The 15367-nt window shown below is 66.1% G+C and carries 31 protein-coding genes and 1 pseudogene; 4 read left to right on the top strand and 28 right to left on the bottom strand.

The genetic code is table 11. The features are described 5' to 3' along the window. Positions 1-60 precede the first annotated feature (60 nt). The 5 genes from ABZ215_RS33555 to ABZ215_RS33535 all read right to left on the bottom strand — a co-directional run bounded on the left by ABZ215_RS33555 (position 61) and on the right by ABZ215_RS33535 (position 2508). A complete protein-coding gene (locus ABZ215_RS33555; protein ID WP_354954322.1) occupies positions 61-216 on the bottom strand; it encodes an ASCH domain-containing protein in 156 nt (51 codons plus the stop codon). Then, entirely contained in the window at positions 213-602 is a 390-nt protein-coding gene (locus tag ABZ215_RS33550) for a hypothetical protein (protein ID WP_354954321.1), read from the bottom strand. The genes ABZ215_RS33555 and ABZ215_RS33550 overlap by 4 nt, the downstream gene beginning before the upstream one ends. Further along, positions 599-919, bottom strand: coding sequence for a hypothetical protein (locus ABZ215_RS33545; protein ID WP_354954320.1), 321 nt, complete (start codon positions 917-919; stop codon positions 599-601). Before ABZ215_RS33545 ends, ABZ215_RS33550 begins: the two co-directional genes overlap by 4 nt. Further along, positions 916-1986, bottom strand: a complete 1071-nt coding sequence (locus ABZ215_RS33540; protein WP_354954319.1) for an AAA family ATPase — start codon at positions 1984-1986, stop codon at positions 916-918. Before ABZ215_RS33540 ends, ABZ215_RS33545 begins: the two co-directional genes overlap by 4 nt. A gap of 96 nt (positions 1987-2082) precedes the next feature. Beyond that, positions 2083-2508, bottom strand: coding sequence for a helix-turn-helix transcriptional regulator (locus ABZ215_RS33535; protein WP_354954317.1), 426 nt, complete (start codon positions 2506-2508; stop codon positions 2083-2085). Between the two features lie 122 nt (positions 2509-2630). On the opposite strand from ABZ215_RS33535, the gene ABZ215_RS33530 reads away from it, so the two are divergent. Next, on the top strand, positions 2631-3134 hold the full coding sequence (locus tag ABZ215_RS33530; protein WP_354954315.1) for a helix-turn-helix transcriptional regulator: 504 nt from the start codon (positions 2631-2633) through the stop codon (positions 3132-3134). Here ABZ215_RS33530 and ABZ215_RS33525 read toward each other — a convergent pair. The 21 genes and pseudogenes from ABZ215_RS33525 to ABZ215_RS33425 form a co-directional block, all read right to left on the bottom strand. Continuing rightward, positions 3131-3382, bottom strand: a complete 252-nt coding sequence (locus ABZ215_RS33525; protein WP_354954313.1) for a hypothetical protein — start codon at positions 3380-3382, stop codon at positions 3131-3133. The genes ABZ215_RS33530 and ABZ215_RS33525 overlap by 4 nt on opposite strands. 126 nt (positions 3383-3508) lie before the next feature. Further along, positions 3509-3739 (bottom strand): annotated as a pseudogene (locus ABZ215_RS33520) (WhiB family transcriptional regulator); the annotation flags it as partial. Positions 3740-3762: 23 nt separating this feature from the next. Then, positions 3763-4101, bottom strand: coding sequence for a hypothetical protein (locus ABZ215_RS33515; RefSeq protein ID WP_354954311.1), 339 nt, complete (start codon positions 4099-4101; stop codon positions 3763-3765). Continuing rightward, positions 4101-4577 (bottom strand): hypothetical protein, encoded by a 477-nt coding sequence (locus ABZ215_RS33510; protein ID WP_354954309.1) that lies wholly within the window; start codon positions 4575-4577, stop codon positions 4101-4103. The genes ABZ215_RS33515 and ABZ215_RS33510 overlap by 1 nt, the downstream gene beginning before the upstream one ends. Next, positions 4574-5131 (bottom strand): hypothetical protein, encoded by a 558-nt coding sequence (locus ABZ215_RS33505; protein WP_354954307.1) that lies wholly within the window; start codon positions 5129-5131, stop codon positions 4574-4576. Before ABZ215_RS33505 ends, ABZ215_RS33510 begins: the two co-directional genes overlap by 4 nt. Continuing rightward, complete coding sequence (locus ABZ215_RS33500) at positions 5128-5565, bottom strand: SLOG family protein (RefSeq protein ID WP_354954305.1); 438 nt, start codon at positions 5563-5565, stop codon at positions 5128-5130. The genes ABZ215_RS33505 and ABZ215_RS33500 overlap by 4 nt, the downstream gene beginning before the upstream one ends. Next, positions 5562-6029: a hypothetical protein gene (locus tag ABZ215_RS33495; RefSeq protein ID WP_354954303.1), complete on the bottom strand. Its 468-nt coding sequence runs from the start codon at positions 6027-6029 to the stop codon at positions 5562-5564. Before ABZ215_RS33495 ends, ABZ215_RS33500 begins: the two co-directional genes overlap by 4 nt. Next, on the bottom strand, positions 6026-6235 hold the full coding sequence (locus tag ABZ215_RS33490; protein ID WP_354954301.1) for a hypothetical protein: 210 nt from the start codon (positions 6233-6235) through the stop codon (positions 6026-6028). The genes ABZ215_RS33495 and ABZ215_RS33490 overlap by 4 nt, the downstream gene beginning before the upstream one ends. Then, positions 6232-6978, bottom strand: coding sequence for a hypothetical protein (locus ABZ215_RS33485; RefSeq protein ID WP_354954299.1), 747 nt, complete (start codon positions 6976-6978; stop codon positions 6232-6234). The genes ABZ215_RS33490 and ABZ215_RS33485 overlap by 4 nt, the downstream gene beginning before the upstream one ends. Further along, positions 6975-7193 carry a hypothetical protein gene (locus ABZ215_RS33480; protein WP_354954297.1) on the bottom strand — a complete coding sequence of 73 codons (219 nt, stop codon included), beginning with the start codon at positions 7191-7193 and terminating at the stop codon, positions 6975-6977. Before ABZ215_RS33480 ends, ABZ215_RS33485 begins: the two co-directional genes overlap by 4 nt. After that, positions 7190-7369, bottom strand: a complete 180-nt coding sequence (locus tag ABZ215_RS33475) for a hypothetical protein (RefSeq protein ID WP_354954295.1) — start codon at positions 7367-7369, stop codon at positions 7190-7192. The genes ABZ215_RS33480 and ABZ215_RS33475 overlap by 4 nt, the downstream gene beginning before the upstream one ends. A gap of 78 nt (positions 7370-7447) precedes the next feature. Next, positions 7448-8350, bottom strand: a complete 903-nt coding sequence (locus ABZ215_RS33470; protein ID WP_354954293.1) for an LPXTG cell wall anchor domain-containing protein — start codon at positions 8348-8350, stop codon at positions 7448-7450. A 234-nt stretch (positions 8351-8584) separates the two neighbouring features. After that, on the bottom strand, positions 8585-8812 hold the full coding sequence (locus ABZ215_RS33465) for a hypothetical protein (RefSeq protein ID WP_354954291.1): 228 nt from the start codon (positions 8810-8812) through the stop codon (positions 8585-8587). A 91-nt stretch (positions 8813-8903) separates the two neighbouring features. Beyond that, positions 8904-9152 (bottom strand): helix-turn-helix transcriptional regulator, encoded by a 249-nt coding sequence (locus tag ABZ215_RS33460; protein WP_354954289.1) that lies wholly within the window; start codon positions 9150-9152, stop codon positions 8904-8906. Further along, positions 9149-9433 (bottom strand): hypothetical protein, encoded by a 285-nt coding sequence (locus ABZ215_RS33455; RefSeq protein ID WP_354954287.1) that lies wholly within the window; start codon positions 9431-9433, stop codon positions 9149-9151. The genes ABZ215_RS33460 and ABZ215_RS33455 overlap by 4 nt, the downstream gene beginning before the upstream one ends. Further along, the gene (locus tag ABZ215_RS33450) at positions 9430-9819 is read right to left on the bottom strand and encodes an SsgA family sporulation/cell division regulator (RefSeq protein WP_354954285.1); all 390 of its coding nucleotides are present in this window, start codon (positions 9817-9819) and stop codon (positions 9430-9432) included. The genes ABZ215_RS33455 and ABZ215_RS33450 overlap by 4 nt, the downstream gene beginning before the upstream one ends. Continuing rightward, positions 9816-10163: a hypothetical protein gene (locus ABZ215_RS33445; protein ID WP_354954283.1), complete on the bottom strand. Its 348-nt coding sequence runs from the start codon at positions 10161-10163 to the stop codon at positions 9816-9818. The genes ABZ215_RS33450 and ABZ215_RS33445 overlap by 4 nt, the downstream gene beginning before the upstream one ends. After that, positions 10163-10330, bottom strand: coding sequence for a hypothetical protein (locus tag ABZ215_RS33440; RefSeq protein ID WP_354954281.1), 168 nt, complete (start codon positions 10328-10330; stop codon positions 10163-10165). The genes ABZ215_RS33445 and ABZ215_RS33440 overlap by 1 nt, the downstream gene beginning before the upstream one ends. Beyond that, entirely contained in the window at positions 10330-10686 is a 357-nt protein-coding gene (locus ABZ215_RS33435; RefSeq protein WP_354954279.1) for a hypothetical protein, read from the bottom strand. The genes ABZ215_RS33440 and ABZ215_RS33435 overlap by 1 nt, the downstream gene beginning before the upstream one ends. Beyond that, positions 10683-10961: a hypothetical protein gene (locus tag ABZ215_RS33430; protein WP_354954277.1), complete on the bottom strand. Its 279-nt coding sequence runs from the start codon at positions 10959-10961 to the stop codon at positions 10683-10685. The genes ABZ215_RS33435 and ABZ215_RS33430 overlap by 4 nt, the downstream gene beginning before the upstream one ends. 136 nt (positions 10962-11097) lie before the next feature. Next, positions 11098-11349 (bottom strand): helix-turn-helix domain-containing protein, encoded by a 252-nt coding sequence (locus ABZ215_RS33425; protein ID WP_354954275.1) that lies wholly within the window; start codon positions 11347-11349, stop codon positions 11098-11100. A gap of 169 nt (positions 11350-11518) precedes the next feature. Between ABZ215_RS33425 and ABZ215_RS33420 the strand changes: the two genes are divergently transcribed. The 3 genes from ABZ215_RS33420 (at position 11519) to ABZ215_RS33410 (ending at position 13789) form a co-directional block, all read left to right on the top strand. After that, positions 11519-11959 (top strand): helix-turn-helix transcriptional regulator, encoded by a 441-nt coding sequence (locus ABZ215_RS33420; protein ID WP_354954273.1) that lies wholly within the window; start codon positions 11519-11521, stop codon positions 11957-11959. 280 nt (positions 11960-12239) lie between these two features. Next, positions 12240-12530 (top strand): hypothetical protein, encoded by a 291-nt coding sequence (locus ABZ215_RS33415; RefSeq protein ID WP_354954271.1) that lies wholly within the window; start codon positions 12240-12242, stop codon positions 12528-12530. Then, positions 12530-13789, top strand: a complete 1260-nt coding sequence (locus ABZ215_RS33410; protein ID WP_354954269.1) for a site-specific integrase — start codon at positions 12530-12532, stop codon at positions 13787-13789. The genes ABZ215_RS33415 and ABZ215_RS33410 overlap by 1 nt, the downstream gene beginning before the upstream one ends. 228 nt (positions 13790-14017) lie before the next feature. Here ABZ215_RS33410 and ABZ215_RS33405 read toward each other — a convergent pair whose 3' ends face one another. Further along, a complete protein-coding gene (locus tag ABZ215_RS33405; protein WP_354954267.1) occupies positions 14018-15178 on the bottom strand; it encodes a tyrosine-type recombinase/integrase in 1161 nt (386 codons plus the stop codon). After that, a complete protein-coding gene (locus ABZ215_RS33400) occupies positions 15178-15357 on the bottom strand; it encodes a helix-turn-helix domain-containing protein (RefSeq protein WP_354954265.1) in 180 nt (59 codons plus the stop codon). Before ABZ215_RS33400 ends, ABZ215_RS33405 begins: the two co-directional genes overlap by 1 nt. Between the last annotated feature and the right edge of the window lie 10 nt (positions 15358-15367).

Here is a 15367-nt window from a genome sequence, read left to right as displayed (position 1 = left end):
CCATAGTTCATCCGGCACCAACCGCAGCGACAACCGATCAACCACAGCCAAGATCATCGCTCACCAGCGGTCGATCACCACGTAAGACACGCTCTTAGCCGCCGCGTGGATCGCGATCAGGCCACGGTGGTCGGTGGACCAGGTTCGGTTCTCGATCGGCTTGTAGCCCTTGGCGATTGCCCATGCCCAAGGCTGTCGGACGGTGATCGCCTTCATGCTGCTTTCCTCTGCGGCATGGCCTGCGGCCGTCGGCTCGGCAGGTAAGACGGGTCAGTCCGCACCGTCACATGCTCGCGCTCCGGTAGCGGTTCGAGCCGGCGCGCGTAGGCGGGGATGTGCGGCAGGGGGAAGAGTTCCGGGTCCTCGGGGTCGAGCGACTCGGTTTCGTCGAAGCGGCGTTCGCAGTACCAGACGGTGTGGTCGTCTTCCCACGCGATCTGTTCGTGCAGCCACCGCAGTTCGGGGGATTCGGTGTCGCAGTCGCCGCACAGGGACCAGCGGCGGCACTCGTCCTGGAGTCCTTTGGCGGTGAAGTGCCCGTCCGCGATGACGGTGGCGATGGTGAGGTCGCGGGCGGTCTGCTCCTCGAAGAACGTGGTCACGATGCCTCCTCGGCGTACTCGGGGCACAGCTCCTCGAACGTGGGAGGCTGGCCGTGGCTGGCGCGGTCCCACATCGCCCGGTGGCGCTTGACCGCCTTGCGTCGCCAGCCGCGCTCGAACGGCCGCGCGTGCATCTCCCCGTCGCACCACGAGTCGCCGCACTTGCAGCAGAACAGGAACATGCCGTACCAGGCTTCGTACCGAGCGACCATCTCGGTACGGCACTGGTCGACGGGGCAGTAGCGGATCTCCTTGCGGAGGAACCGGTCGTCGGGGCGACAGACGACGGCTCCGGACTCGAACTGCTGGCAAGTCATGCGACGGCCCTCACGGGCTTCTCAGCGGGCTTCTCCGACTGCTGAGCACGAGCCCGCAGATCCGCGGCGTACTCGCGCAACTTCGTCACATCAGAGACCTGGCGAAGATCAGCGCCGTTCTTCTCCGCCGTGTACGTCTCGAACAGCTTGTCCTGCGACCACCCCAACTGAGCTGCGGCCTGCAACACCTCGTGAGCCGCCTCAGCGCGTTCCCGCTTCGCCGCTTCCTCATCCGCAGCCGGATCCTCACCCGGCACACGCTGGTCCGCGTTCAGCTCCGGGATGTCCCGCACCTGAGTGGACGCGTCGAGCTTCATCAACTCGAACACCAGCTTCCCCAGGGAGAAGTCCTGGATCGGCCGAGGCTTGTCCTTGCCGGGCTGGATCGTGTACTTCACCGACCGCAAACCCACCACGGTCGGCTCGTGGTCCTGCGCCAGGCGGATCCACACCGTCGCGTCAGCGCCCAATCGCTTCTGCGCGTCGGGCTTGGCGACCTTCGGGGCCCCCTGAATCGGCCGGCCGGCGGGCCCGAACTGGGTCTTCTCTGTCTCCAGCGCGGTCATCACCACGATGCCGGGGAACGTCTTCAGGATGTTCATCAACCGGTTGTGGCGGGAGGTGGCGTCGTTCCAGAAGTTCGACGTGATGTCGATCTCGGCGTCCGGGTCTTCGGCGAGGAGCTTCTTGTTGTTCTTCGAGCGGCGGGCCCGCTTGTCGGCCCACTGCGACAGCATCGCCCATTCCGCAGTCATAGAGTCGATGACCAGCACCACGGGCTTCTCGCCCTGTTTGAGGGCTTCAGCAGCGATCGCGCGGACCTCTTCGACCTGGCTGATGATGTCGATCCAGGTGCCGTCGTGTTCGATGATTTCGTAGTCCGCGCCGGGGACAGCGCCGTACTCGTCGGCGCAGCCTTCGCCGAGGTCGAGCCAGAAGCAGCGCCCGACTCGTTCGTCGCCGGTGAACTGGGCGGCGGCGTAGGTTTTGCCGGTCTTCGCTTCACCGGCGAGGAGGATCAGGGGCCACGATGTGGCTCCGGTGGGTCGCCTGCTTCGCAATGCCATGGGTGTTCTCCCCAGGTTGATCGTGGGTGGATGGCGGTTTTTGGGGACGACTCGTAGCCGCAACCAACAGGTGTGGCGCGGCTAGAGGCGGGGAAACTAGGAGGCCAGCCGGTCCGGCTCGGCAGTTGCCGACGCGCTGAGCACCGACAGTTCCTCCGCGAGATCCTTCAGCAGCGGCTGAAGAGTCTTCGCGATCATCACGAACCGGTCCGTCGCCGGGCGTGGCGCTGGAACTGGGTCGTGGTCGTCGGGGTCGGGGGTGTGCCCAGCGGCGCGGAGGGCATCGGCCACGGGGATGCCGAGGGCGATGGCCAGTAGCCGCACGGTGCGGGGCGTGGGGGTGAAAGCGACCTTCTGGCCGCCTTTGACCTGCATGTATCCCAGCTCGGCCTGCCGAACGGTGGAGAACCCGATTCCGGCGCGGCGGGCGGTTTCGGACAGGCTCCAGCCGAGCTGCTTCCGCTTGGCGCGGGCCATCACGCCGAACTCGGTCGGCTGGGGGATGGGTACGATCTCGGTCATGACACCATCCTAGCTAGCTCCTGTTAGCTCTGCAAGCAGCAGCTAACTGGAATGCGGAAACCTTGATCACTGGCGGGCGAGGCGGTAGAAACTCTGCTAGCAGAGCTGCGACACTGAACGTCATGCCATCCGAAAAGAAGCGCACCGCAGCCGACGCGGCACCCTTCGTGCAGGAACTCGTCCAGCGCCGAGAGGCTGCCGGGCTCAAACGCGCACCCGCCGCACGGTTGGCCGGCATCGCCCAAACCCACTGGAACCAGGTTGAGAACGGGTACATCCAGCACCGCGGCGGGCGGCATGACTACCCGCCGAGCGAGGAGTTTGTCGTCAAGGCCGCCCGCCTGTTCGACTGGGACCTCGCTGACGCCTTGGAGAAGGCCGGGCTCGACCCGGCCCGCGCACCGATCCTCGAAGAACACCACCCGCCCAGGAAGGAGTTGGACGTGCTTCTGGAGGAGGCGCAGTCTCTCCTGCCTGCTCTCCGGCCGAACCAGCTGCTCGCGGCCGTGTACATGATGCGGGTGATGGTGAACCCGAACGCGGTCGTGGACATCGCGAAGGACCAGGTTGCCCTCGCGCCCAGGTTCGTCGAGCCGTCGAAGTCTGCCCATCGGTCCCGCACCTAGCCGTCCAGGTGCTGTCGGGTGCGGTTGAGCATGAAGTCCGCGACCGCGACGGCTTCGTGGTCGGTGATGCTGGGGGCGACGAACCCGTCGTACCACTCGTCGAGGTGCCCGTCCGGGTGCAGTACGCGGATCTTGACGCCGGTGATGTAGTCGACCTCGACGATGCTTCCGGCGGGGAGTCGCCCGGCGGCGTGGAGGGTGTCTTCGATGGCGCGGCCCACGTCGGCCGTGTTGTTGTGGCGGTGCACTGCTCCCCCTGTTTGTCAGGCTGCTTGGTTGGTGTCGCCGGCGAGGACCGCCGCAATCCGGGCGGGGTCTCGTAGCAGCGTCACGGACGCCTCGGTCACCGGGAGTTTGGGTGCGCGGCGCTCGGCGCGGAGTTTGCGGCGTTCCCGCTCTGAGGTGCCTCCCCACACGCCGAAGTGGATGTCCTCGGTCAACGCGTAGTCGAGGCACTGTTCCCGCACGTCGCAGCGGTCGCAGGTCGCTTTGGCGGCTGCGGTGGATCCGCCCTTCTCGGGGAAGTACGCCTCCGGGTCGGTTTCGGCGCACAGCGCGAGGTCTTGCCAGTCCTCCTGGTCCCGGTCGCCGCGGAGTCCGGCCATGAACGCGGCCAGTGGGTGTTGGGTCATGCTGCGCGCTCCCCTCGCATGCGCGGTATCGGCGGACGCGGCTGCAAGCCAGCCAGGCCGCCGCAGTTCACGGTCCAGTCCAGGAGCCCGTCCTGGTCGAGTGGCACCATCGCGGCGAGTGTGACGACGGCGGCGGCGAGCCGGATGGGGTCTTGTTCGCTCCACCGCAGAACTCGGCCCCACACTTCGGCGAGGTCCCTTTCTCGCACGTCGATCGCGAGGTCTGAGGCGTCGGCGATGCCGCGTGATACCCGCGCCGCTGCTGCTCTGCCGTCGGGGAGGTGTGGGCAGTAGGCGAGGTCGTCCTTGGAGTCTTTTGTCGGGTTCCCGGCCATCACGCGGCTCCTAGGTTCAGGGCGGGCGTGTACCCGCCGGCATCGTCAAGCAGGACCCATTCGCCGCGGCGCAGAACGGGCCGGGTCAACGGGTGGTCGGTGGAGCGCACCGACCACCCGTTCTCGTACGCCCGTGCTGGGGAGGCGTGGATAGCCCCGTGGCAACCTGTCGTGCCGCTTCCGCACGCGTCCAGGGCTGCGGAGGGGGTGTACTTGCCGCCCTGGCTGCGGTTGACTCGATGCTGGTAGTTGGTGGCTCGGCCGAGGCAGACGCCCGGGATTGCGACTTCGCACCAGCCTCCGGATCGGGCGCGGACGATCGCGCGTGTCTCGGTTTCGCCGGGCTGCGTCGCGGGTCGTTTCGGCTTGCGCGGGTTGGTGGTGGTCTTCCCGGGCGCGATCGAGATCCGCTTCGCCTTCAACGGCTTCGTGGTGCGGAGCGGGGTCTTGCGGTGGAGGCCTTTCCCGCGCTTCATGGCTTCAGGACCTCCGGGAGGTTACGAACCCCAGCGAGGTTCAGCTTTCCTCTATCACCGATGTTCATGAGGTGGATCTGCTGGGCAACAGCGTAGTAGGTACGCCCCGTCATAAACGCCTTTTCCTTAGCTGTCAGATCGTCGCGGCACAAGATCTCCAGCTCCGGCCCAGTCCACTCGTAACCGTTCCTGCGCGCCTCGGACTTCGTTGCTTCTTGCTTGCGCAGCACTGTGTCCGGGCGATGCGCTTCGAAGTCCTCGCAACACTCCTGACACCGGCAGCCGTACTCGGTGTACGTCACGTAGTTGTGCTTGCTTGGCTTCTTCGAACGGCGTGAGCGGCGGTGAGTTCTCTTTTCTTCGCTGTTCGCTCGCTTGCACACGTCGCATCGGCAGCCGTACTGCTTATAAGTGCTGGCGTTGTGCTTCTTTGGGGCTAACGACTTTTTACGCCTGTAAGCTTCTTTGGCGCGGACGCTCTGCGCCTCTTTACACACGTCGCATCGGCACCCTTTGCGGTAGCTCGTAGCTGTCCCATGCTCGGCGGGCTTCACACGTGCTCCTCGGTGGTGTAGGGGACGACGAGGATCCCCACAGCTTTGGCTTTGCGGGTGCAGTCACTCGCGCCGCGTGAGCGGTTGTGGATGAACGACAGGCACAGGTCGGGTCCGGATTCGAGCATGGCCGTGTTGCGGCGCAGCCCGGCTGTGGGGCAGTACCAGGTGCCGTCCCGCCGCTGCTTGCGATGCGCCTTGCGGCAGGCCACGTCCTGCTCAGGGTCGCAGTGGTCCCAGTCCGCCGGCACGGGTTCCTGCGTGCCGCCGAGGGACTTCCAGATACCGGCGGCTTTCCGGTCACTGTCCGGGTCGTCCCCGTGGACGAGCACAGCGTCGGGGTAGCGTTCCAGGGTGGTGGTCATGGCGCGTCGGACGGTGGACCATTGGGTCCAGGTGCGGGAGATGGTGAGGAGTATCCGCGGGCCGCTCATGCTGCCCCCTCAACCCGGTTGCGGATTCGGGCGATGTCCGCAGGCGAGATCCGGCCCAACTCACGCGGCCGGGTCCGCGCGTACTGCGCCCCGTTGCGGTTCCGCTGCGACGGGCGGACGTGGCGGATGTGCCAGAACCGCTCCGAAGAGATGATTTGGCGGGGGCAGCGTTTACACTGCACCGCCTCCATCGTGCCCGGCTCCGCGCCGGACTCGCGTTCAACGCGGCGTGCGAACGCCTCCGCCTCGTCGCGGGACCGCAACCGGACCTTGATGCAATCCCCCACCGGCGGGGGCTCGATCAGATCGGTGAGAAGTTTCCTGGTGGACGCCTCCAACGAGCGGAGGTGCTCGTTTTCCCGCGCCAGCTCTTCGGCCCGGTCCTCGGCGGTCAACGCGCGGGCGGTCATGTCGGTCAACGCTTCCAACGCGGGCTGGGCGAAGCGACGGCGCAGCCACTTCATGCCGCACCAGCCTTGACCTCGCCGACCGGCACCACATGCCAGTAGCGGCACTTCTCGCACGACACCGGCTTCGCCTGGTCTTCCAGCTTCTCCTGCCGGATGAACTCGACCGCGCCGGCCAACTCGAAGAACGCCTTCTCCATCGGGCACGGGCTGGCGTAGAGGCGACGCAGCTCGGCTTCGGAGGGGATCCGGGGGTACGTCATGCCGCGACCTCCTTGTTGATGCGGTGCCCCGACCAGTGCACGATCCGCGCCGCTTCGCTCTTCGTGGCTCCCTTGGCGAGCAACCGCCGCACCAGTTCCGTTTTCTCGGCCTCGGTGAGTGTTGAGCCGTCGCCGGTGTGGATGGCGCGCTGCAACGCGACCTCATCAACTAGGTCGGGTTGGCGTGGGGGTCGGGCGGGTTCGGGGTCGTTGTCGATGTCGTCCCACGCCAACGTCGGCAGGTACCCGTACTTCGCGGCGCGGCGGAGTGCCCGCAGCACCGTGGTCTGTTCCTGGATCGTCGTTTGGGGCGGCTCCTGGTCCCACAGCTCGCGGTGCAGGTCAACGATCCGGCGGTGCGTGTGGACCAACACCTTCGGGCGGCGTCCGACCATGACGCTGTGGACCCACTGCTCGCGGACGCCGAGCCGTCGTGCCAACTCGACATTGCTCCACCCCGCCGCCGCGAGCGCCTGGAGACGACGCCGGGTGGGGGTCCCGTCGATGCGGGTGTTGCTGTCCAGATAGTCGAGGTTGAATTGCACGGCGCGCAGCCGTCTCGCGTTCATGATGTGCACCCGTTTCGCGGGTCCCTTCCCGCTGGCGGGGCTGCCGTAGATCAGGTACGTGAGGGTTTGCTTCGACACGTTCGCGACTTTCGCGATGGTGTCCAGCGGCATTCCGCGCTCATGGAGGGACCGCACGTGCTGCCGCACCGGGGCGGCATCGACCATGCTGCTCACAGGAGGGTCACCTCCCTAGTCGTCTCGCTGTCGCGGTCCAGGAGCAGTACCCGCCCCCGCTGGACCTTGGCGTGCTGGTAGATGCAGTCGCCGTAGCCGATGAGACGGCGCACCGCTTCGGTGAGGGTCACGCCTTCGCGGGTCATGAGGTTGTCGAGCGCGGCGATGGTGTCGGCGGTGACCGCGACGTTGAGGCGCTTCTTCGGCTGGTTCATCGCGGGTTCCAGTAGGCGTTGTTCGCGGCCACATCGTCGGCTTCGGTCCACTGCATGTCTTCGAATGCCTGGTCGTCGCCGGTGTCAACGATCCAGCCGAGGACACGGCAGAACGCGAGGACGGCGAGGGCGGCGGTCCCGAGTCGGAGCGCGGCGCGTCTGGCGATGGCGAACATGGGTGTCTCCCGGAGGGAAGCGGTGGTGTGGGTGGTGGCGTCTCGTCGTGTGGTCAGGGGGACGCCGCCACCCGTGTCTCAGGAGGAGCGGCGGCGGCGGGTAAGGAACAGGAGCGCCCCACCGCCGAGGAGGAGTAGACCGCCGCCGGTGAGAAGCCAGGGCAGGGCGCTGCTGGCGCCGGTGTAGGCCAACCGGTCCGGGGAGTCTCCCGCCACGGGCAGTGCCGAACTCGTCGTTGTCGTGGTGACCACTCCGGCCCCGGCGCCGCCCGTGGTGTTGGATGTTTCGGTGTCATCGCCGGGGTTGGTGCTGACCGTGGTTGGTGTGTTCTCGTCGCCCGAGCCCGTCGTGGTTGTTGTGGTGTCGGACGGGACCGTGGTCGTGGTGGTGGTGGTGTCGGTGGCGAGCGTGAACCGGTAGACGGTGTTCCCGTACGTCAGGGACTTCACCAGCCCGTCGCCCTTCACTCCGGAGCCGAGGGAGAACCCGATCGCGGTGATCTGAGCGCCCGGCATGGCGGTGGACCACTGTGCGAGGGTCGCGGAATGGGCTGCCCCTCCCCCACCTGACCAGGGCACGTCCAGTTCGGCGCACCATGTGCCGCAGTAGGCATCCGACACCCACCACTTGCCGCCGTACACGGTTTCACCGACGAGGATGAAGCTGTGTCCGTCCCATGTGCCGGCGAGCTGGTAGCCCGGCGCGGGGCTGGTGCCCTCCCACTCCAGTGCCGCTCCCGCCGAGGCGGCGGACGCGAGGGGTGCGGTGACGGGCAGGTAGGCGGCGACCTTGTCGGTGGAGGTGGCGCTGTCGGTCCACACGTGCAACCCGTCCGGGGTGAAATCCCAGTGCCCGGTCGCCCGGGTCTGGGAGAAGTCCACGCCGGACTTGTCGGTCACGGTGACGGTGTCGGCGTGCGCGACACCCGGCACCAGCAGCACGGCGGCTGCGGCGGCAACGGTGGTGAGGAGTTTCTTCATGTCTCTCTGTCTTCTCGGGGATCAGGACGCGGCCTGGTGCCGCGTCTCGGGGAGGTTCAGGTGCCGCAGAAACTCGGCAGGGTCCGCGCAGTGAGGGCAGGGGGCGGTGAATCGGTAGCCATCGACACCGTTTCCCAGGTGAGGTGTTCATCGGGGGCATGTCCGACGGGGCAGGCTTGGGGCAGTGCGGCGAGGGAGGTGAACCAGCGCGTCCACGCCGGGATCGTCACGGGTTCACCTGTCCTCGTCAGGCGTCTCGTACTGCGCGAGCCGTTGCTCCAACGCTTCGACCCGCGCCCGGTGATCCCGAACCAGCTCGGTCATCATCTTGATGAGGTCGAACACGTTGACGTAGGTGGTTCCGTCATCGCAGATCTCCCGACACCGGGCGTGGATGAGTTTCACCACCTCGTCCCGGATCGGGTCCTGGTAGCTCATCGCCTGCTGCCGCAGTTCCAGCACGGGAAGGCCGTGACGGTCGCCCCGCAGCGTGAGCAGGTGAAGTCCAGGGAGGTCATCTTGCGCACGAGGCGCTTCAGGTAGGTACGCATGGTCAGTTCCTTGTCTCTTCGTGGTCTGTGGTGGGGAGGCGGAAGATGCCGCGCTCGTAGCAGAGGCGCACCGCATGGGCGCCGTCCCGCGCCCCCAGACGCTCGTAGGCGTACTTCAGGTGGGAGCGCACGGTCTCGTAGGTGATGCCCATCGCTTCCGCGATCTCCCGCATCTCCTTGCCCTCGGACATCAACCGGAGGGCGCGGTACTGCTGCGGGGTCACCGAACCCCGCATCGTGGTTCGGGTCATGCCGCCACCCGCCGCCTACCTGGTGCGGGACGGTGCCGGCCCGGCTTGTCGTCGAGCACCATCGGCAGGACGGTGCACAGCCCGATCCACACGACCGCGAGGAGCACGGCAACGGACACGGGGACGAGCAGGATCCGCCACCCGGTGGGGATCGCGGCCAGCACACCGACCACGTCGGGGCGGATCAGGGAGACGGTGAGCGCAGCGACCGCGAACAGCATCCCGAGAGTGGTGTTGACGGTGGCGGTGGACACGTCGGTGACGTTGCGGTGGGCGCTCACGACGCCCTCCCCAACAGCTTGTCCAACCCGCTGTCGATGTCGATCGTTTCAGCGCCGGCCGGCACGACCTGCCATGTCATGTCCAGGAAATCCAGCAGATCGTCCCGATCGAACAACAGGACCGCTTCACCGCCCTTAGGGCTGGCGAGGACGATCTCCACACCCTCTTCGACGTGGCGCACGTAGATGAGCCCGTCGCCGTCGGCGAAGTCCACACCCTCGGTCAGGGTGTCCCGGCTGATGTGCCACGTCTCGGTGGGTAACACGAGGAGCACTTCCCACGGAATACGGCGGTCCCACCGGAACTGCATCGTGCCGTGACCACCCCAGATGCCCGGTGAGGCCATGAGCTTGAACTCCAGGTCGGCCACGTGAATCGCGCTCATGCCGCGGCCCCCTCGATCTGGTTCCGCGCCAGCCACTCCAGCAGCCCGAGTTTCATCTCCCCGTAGGGCAACTCGTCACCGGGGCCGGTGTTGTAGCTGGTGAACGACACGACGTGGATTTCCATCCCGGAGCCGAGGCGGCCGTGGGCGTGGAAACCGCCCACCGCATGCTCGACCCGCACGTACGACAGGGACACGGCCCAGCGGGCGAGCGCGCTGAAGTCCCGATCAGGGACCACGACGCGGGGCATGTTGGGGCCGAACTCGAACCGGATCGGTGTGATGTCCGACAGGCCACGCATGGCGATGTGTTCGGACAGGAACCGGAGCGCGTTGGCGGTCATCAGTGCCTCCCGGCCAGGTCGAGGAGGACGAGGAAGAGGGTGCCGAGGATCCCCGCCGCGAGCGCACCGGCGGCGACCGCCGCGATGACGGTGACGACCCACTCTCCGAGAGTGGTGAGCTGGTTCCCGATGCGGACGACCCGGTCGTGGGTGGCTTTGGTGACCATCACTCGGTCACCTCCCCCACGAACGCGCGGAACATGTCGTAGCTGTGGCTGCCGGCCATCGCGGCGTTCTGGAGCCGCTCGAACTCGACACCGCTGCGCACGATCAGGCACACCTCGACCGCCAGCGTTTCGATCGCGCCGCGGACGTTGACTTGCAGGCTGCCCTCGTAGTTGGCGATCTCGATGTGCGGTGCGGTGAGCGTGTCGCCCCAGCGCACAAGCTGAGCGAGCGAGACTCCACCAAGCAGCACACCCACACGGTCGAAAGTGAGGCTGGTGAGGTGGTAGAGACCGTCTTCGAGGCCGTTCGCTTCGGCGTGGTCGATGAGGATGCGGGCACGGTCGACGGGGTTCACGACGCCACCGCCTCGCGCAGGTCCGCTGCGTGACGGGCGGGACCGGTGGTCCACGAGTGCAGCCCACACTGCGCACGCAGCGACTTCACATACCGCGGCACCGGAACCGCACCCTGGTCGTGACGACCCACGAGTCGTGGTGTGTCGACACCCCAGTACGGCAGGGGCGCGCCGTCGTACCCGGAGTACCAGGCCTCGACGAGGCGGTCATCGTGGAACTCGGGAGCGGACCGCTCCGCGCCGTTGTCGCGTGCCTGGTCGCAGGCGGCCCACACGTGTAGCAGCTCGCGTGGTCTGCGTAACGCGGCCAGATCGGTTATGGTGGTTGAGCCCATGAGAAGTTCCCCTTCTGTTGGCGTGCTCTCATGTGGTGCGGCGGGTCGGGTGTGCCAGCACCTGACCCGTCTTCTTTCAGGCGCTCTTGGGGACCTTTTGGTCTTCGAGGAAGCGTTCGATCTCGGTGTGGGGCACGAGGTTGTACTTGCCGACCTTGATGTGGGCGAGCCGTCCGCTGCGGATGAGCCCACGGATGGTCCAGTAGCTGACATCGAGCAGCTCGGCAACCTTCTCCATGCGGTAGGCGAGTTTCTCCTGATCCCGCTCGGGGCCCGTGCCCACGGGGTCGTCGGAGGCTGTCGGCGACTCTCCGGGGTCCTGTGTCATGACCGTTACCGTAGACCTGATCTGACCTGATTTCAACGGCAAGCCCCGTGTTTTCAGGTCACAATCAGGTCAATCGAGGTTATATCTAAGGTCAGATCAGGTCGCCGAGCGTTAAAGGGCGACTACAGGAGCAGGTCAAAACCAGGTCAGACCTGCGACAATCCGCTCCATGCCGCACTACGACGCTCTGTCCAAGGCCGTCCGTGATGCCAGAACCGCCTTACTCTTCTCCCAGCGCAAGGTCGCGGAACTTGCCGGAGTGAGCCTCAGCCTGGTTCAGGCCATGGAGACGGGCGAGGAGCGCAGCTACCAGCCGGCGAAGAAACGTCAGATCGAGGACGCGTTACAGCGACCGCGTGGCTGGATTGATCAGATCCTTCGGGACGGCTACAGCCCGGGCGATCTCCCCCGGCGGGGTGAGATCCAAGCGGACCTCACCCCGCGTGAGCGGATCGCCCGAATGGAGCCGACCGAAGTGAGGGAGATCGCGAAGCTCATCATCGAGGCCACCGGCAACTCGGAGGCAGCTTTGGACTGGGTTGAAGCCGCCAATCAGATCAGACAGGAGTCGACTGAAAGCGCTAAGACGGACCGCCGCCAGGGTGCGTGATGCGGTGATACGAAGTTGAGATCACGACTGGGCCATCTGGGCGTATGCCCTGTAACGCTCGCCATGCTGGGGTAGAAAGATCGGATGCTGAGGAGTGCTCATCGAGCGTGAGTTCGAATGAAGGGAACACGGTGTCAGGGAAGAGGCCCACCACACCAGTAAATGATCATCTGCCCGCGCTGTTGATGTGGGTTGCCGCAGGTGCAACGATCGCGGCCGGGTTCGTCGGCTGGTTACTCGCCGCAGGGCATACGGCGAACAAAGAGCTCTATCTTTTTTCTTGGCTGCGATGGTAATTGCTTGGGTTTGTGCCACGGTAGCGCTTTCGCACTGGACGGCTGCTAAGCAGCAGCATCGCGCGCAGGAGCGCCTGAAGAAGCATTTGATCAAAATCATCGATGATCGCACCGACCGGATTGATGAGCAGATGATGAACGCGATGAACGGCATGGAGGAGCGGCTACTCTCTGCGATCAAGGCTCATTCGTTCGCGGCGGTCGTCGAGCCGCGATCAGGTCACCGCGGCACCCGGGGCGCCACGCCACTGCGCCCCGTCGAACGGGCTGACTGATGGCGCGCCCACCAACGCCGGTCGGGCACCACGGCACCATCAACGTCAAAGACCGCTCCTACGTCAACAAGGCTGGCGTGACGGTCAAGAAGTTCACCGCCTACACCTACTTCCGCATGGCGGACGGGAGCCTCCCGCAGATCGAGCGATCAGGCCCGTCGAAGACGGCCGCTATCAACAACCTGCGGGAGCGGCTGACCGTCCTCGCGAACGAGGCCATCGGCGGCGAGATCTCGGGCGAGACCCGCATGACACGGGTGATCGATCTGTGGATCGACGAGATCGAAACTGAGCGCGATTTGGGTGGTATCTCCCCGAACTCTGTGCGGAACTTCAAGTCCTACGTGAAGAACTGGGTCAAGCCTGCGATCGGGCAGTTGCAGGCACGTGAGGCGGAGCGGATGCCTGGCAGCTTCAACAGGCTGCTGAAGAGGTGCCGCAAGGAACGCAGCTACGCCGCGGCGAAGACCTTGCGGACGGTGCTGAACAGCATCTGCATGTTCGCGATCCGGAACGGCGCGATGACGTCGAACCCGATGGCCGCGACGAGCCGTCTGGTGGTGGGTGAGCAGAAGGAGATCCGGGCCCTGTCCGGGGAGGAGCGGGCGGACCTTCACCGCAAGCTGGTCGATCTCGGGCAGCGTAAGCAGTTCGACAAGACCGGCCGCCGGCTCGGCGGGCGGGGCCGGGTGTGGTTGAAGCTGCCCGACATTCAGACGTGCATGTTGACGACGGGTGTGCGGATCGGTGAGCTGTTGGCGCTCGCCGGGGACGATGTCGATCCGGTTCATGCGCGGGTCCGGGTCCGGCACCATCTGATTCGGATCGATGGGGAGGGCATCGTGCGGGTGCGGTATCGCAAGGGCGACAACCCGGGCCGCGGTGAGGTGCTGGATCTGCGGGTGCCGCAGTGGTCGGTGCCGACGTGGCGGCGGTTGAAACTCGCGTCCGGTGGGGGGCCGCTGTTCCCGTCGAACAAGGGCGGGTGGATGGACCCGTCGATCGTGATCAACCGTCTGCAGGAGGCGTTCAAGGAGGTCGGCTATGAGGGGATCACGTCGCATGTGTGGCGCAAGACGGTGACCGACGTGTTGAACGAGGCCGGTCTCCCGACGAACATGATCGCGGACCAGTTGGGCAACACGGTTGCGGTGGTGGAGCGGCATTATCGGACGCGGTTCAAGCCGAACGCTGCTGCGGTGGCGGCGCTGGAAGCGGTGAACTACTTGCCGGGCGATGAGCTTGATCCACAGGGGTGAGCCTCATGGATCCAGTAAAAACCCAGTGTATTGGTGCACCGCCGTGCGCCCCGGACAGCCCCTGACGGCCGTTTACATCTGCTAATCCGCCTCGTACACCCCCGGACGGTCTCGATCCAGCGCTTTCGCGTGTTAGCCGAAGGGTTGCTGGTTCGAGTCCAGCCGGGGGAGCAGCGCAAACAGGGCCCCGGAGATCATCCGGGGCCCTGTTGACATCCAGGGGTGACATCAGTTCCCCGCGGCCAGCTGGTTCATCCGCTCAGCCATCTGCCGCTTCGCCTGGTCCAGCACATGACCGTAGATGTTGGCCGTGGTCGTGATCGAGGCGTGGCCCAGCTGCTCCATCACCTCGCGGATGGTCGCCCCGTCCTCCAGGAGCAGCGTCGCGCAGGTGTGGCGCAAGTCATGCACGCGGCTGCGATCGATGCTCGCTCTCCGTAGCACCCGGTCGAGCATGGTGTTCACATTCCGGGGCTCGACCACCCTCCCCGAACGGGTGATGAACACAAGATCGTCCGGCTGCCCCGGTGCCGGGTTCAGGGGTTCGGTCAGCCGCTCGGCGGTGTCCCGGCGGTGCGCCTTGAGCGCCGCCAGACAGACAGGCGGCAGGTACAGCACGCGCCGCGACTTCTTCGTCTTGGGCTCGCCGAACATCAACTTGCCCCGCACCCGCTGGACCGTCCGCCGCACGTGGAACTCCCCCGTGGCCAGGTTGATGTCCGACCAGGCCAGCCCCAGCACCTCACCCTTGCGCAGCCCAGTGGTGATCAGCACGAGCCAGAGCGCGGACAGCCAGTGCTCAGAGGCATGTCGGATGAACCGCCGCGCGTCGGCCGCCGACATGGGCTCGACCTCGAAGTGATCCCGTGACGGTGCCTTGACCAGGGTGGTCACGTTGCGTCCGATCAGCTCTTCCCGCACCGCGTTGTTGAGCGCACTCCGCAACACCTCGAACACGTTCTGCACGTAGCGCGCCGACAGCTTCCGGCCGTGCACCGTCTCCATCTTCCGGAGCTTCGCGAGCATCTTCCGGACATCGGCCGGCGTCAGAGCGTTCAGCTTCCGCGACCCGAGCAGCGGCTTGAGGTACCGCCGGACGACGACCTCGTACCCCGAGTACGTCGAGGCCCCGCGCTCGACCCGCACGATCTCGTCCAGCCAGTAGTCTAGGTAGTCCCCCAGCTTCATCGATGAGGAGATCGACGGCACGCCCTTGCGGTTGTTGTCGAGCAGCTCGATGCGCTTGTTGTTCACCTCCTCCCAAGTTTTGCCGTAGACGTACTTCCGCTGCCGGGTGCCGTGCACCGTGAGCACGTAGACGGCCGCCTGGTAACGCCCGTCCTTGCGCTGCACAATCGTGCCCATCCCGTTGGCCGCACGCTTCGCCATCACGCCGCCTGCGCATTTAGGGACCGCACGTACTCGTCGACTGCGTCCCGAGGAATCCGGCGCGAGCCGAACACCTTGACGGATCGCAACTGTCCTAATCGGATCAAGTCGTAGACCCGCGTCCGGCCGATGCCGAGCAGGTGCGCGGCTTCGTCGACGCGGAGCAGGATCGGTTCCATTGCTTCTCCC

The organism is Amycolatopsis sp. NPDC006131 (assembly GCF_040614175.1).
GTDB classification, from domain to species: domain Bacteria; phylum Actinomycetota; class Actinomycetes; order Mycobacteriales; family Pseudonocardiaceae; genus Amycolatopsis_E; species Amycolatopsis_E tucumanensis.
This window is presented reverse-complemented; position numbering and strand designations above follow the sequence as displayed.

Coding starts and splice junctions, on each gene's coding strand:
- ABZ215_RS33555 (WP_354954322.1), bottom strand. CDS start 216: ATGAAGGCGATCACCGTCCGACAGCCTTGGGCATGGGCAATCGCCAAG.
- ABZ215_RS33545 (WP_354954320.1), bottom strand. CDS start 919: ATGACTTGCCAGCAGTTCGAGTCCGGAGCCGTCGTCTGTCGCCCCGAC.
- ABZ215_RS33540 (WP_354954319.1), bottom strand. CDS start 1,986: ATGGCATTGCGAAGCAGGCGACCCACCGGAGCCACATCGTGGCCCCTG.
- ABZ215_RS33535 (WP_354954317.1), bottom strand. CDS start 2,508: ATGACCGAGATCGTACCCATCCCCCAGCCGACCGAGTTCGGCGTGATG.
- ABZ215_RS33530 (WP_354954315.1), top strand. CDS start 2,631: ATGCCATCCGAAAAGAAGCGCACCGCAGCCGACGCGGCACCCTTCGTG.
- ABZ215_RS33515 (WP_354954311.1), bottom strand. CDS start 4,101: ATGGCCGGGAACCCGACAAAAGACTCCAAGGACGACCTCGCCTACTGC.
- ABZ215_RS33510 (WP_354954309.1), bottom strand. CDS start 4,577: ATGAAGCGCGGGAAAGGCCTCCACCGCAAGACCCCGCTCCGCACCACG.
- ABZ215_RS33500 (WP_354954305.1), bottom strand. CDS start 5,565: ATGAGCGGCCCGCGGATACTCCTCACCATCTCCCGCACCTGGACCCAA.
- ABZ215_RS33495 (WP_354954303.1), bottom strand. CDS start 6,029: ATGAAGTGGCTGCGCCGTCGCTTCGCCCAGCCCGCGTTGGAAGCGTTG.
- ABZ215_RS33490 (WP_354954301.1), bottom strand. CDS start 6,235: ATGACGTACCCCCGGATCCCCTCCGAAGCCGAGCTGCGTCGCCTCTAC.
- ABZ215_RS33480 (WP_354954297.1), bottom strand. CDS start 7,193: ATGAACCAGCCGAAGAAGCGCCTCAACGTCGCGGTCACCGCCGACACC.
- ABZ215_RS33475 (WP_354954295.1), bottom strand. CDS start 7,369: ATGTTCGCCATCGCCAGACGCGCCGCGCTCCGACTCGGGACCGCCGCC.
- ABZ215_RS33470 (WP_354954293.1), bottom strand. CDS start 8,350: ATGAAGAAACTCCTCACCACCGTTGCCGCCGCAGCCGCCGTGCTGCTG.
- ABZ215_RS33460 (WP_354954289.1), bottom strand. CDS start 9,152: ATGACCCGAACCACGATGCGGGGTTCGGTGACCCCGCAGCAGTACCGC.
- ABZ215_RS33450 (WP_354954285.1), bottom strand. CDS start 9,819: ATGAGCGCGATTCACGTGGCCGACCTGGAGTTCAAGCTCATGGCCTCA.
- ABZ215_RS33445 (WP_354954283.1), bottom strand. CDS start 10,163: ATGACCGCCAACGCGCTCCGGTTCCTGTCCGAACACATCGCCATGCGT.
- ABZ215_RS33440 (WP_354954281.1), bottom strand. CDS start 10,330: ATGGTCACCAAAGCCACCCACGACCGGGTCGTCCGCATCGGGAACCAG.
- ABZ215_RS33425 (WP_354954275.1), bottom strand. CDS start 11,349: ATGACACAGGACCCCGGAGAGTCGCCGACAGCCTCCGACGACCCCGTG.
- ABZ215_RS33420 (WP_354954273.1), top strand. CDS start 11,519: ATGCCGCACTACGACGCTCTGTCCAAGGCCGTCCGTGATGCCAGAACC.
- ABZ215_RS33410 (WP_354954269.1), top strand. CDS start 12,530: ATGGCGCGCCCACCAACGCCGGTCGGGCACCACGGCACCATCAACGTC.
- ABZ215_RS33405 (WP_354954267.1), bottom strand. CDS start 15,178: ATGGCGAAGCGTGCGGCCAACGGGATGGGCACGATTGTGCAGCGCAAG.
- ABZ215_RS33400 (WP_354954265.1), bottom strand. CDS start 15,357: ATGGAACCGATCCTGCTCCGCGTCGACGAAGCCGCGCACCTGCTCGGC.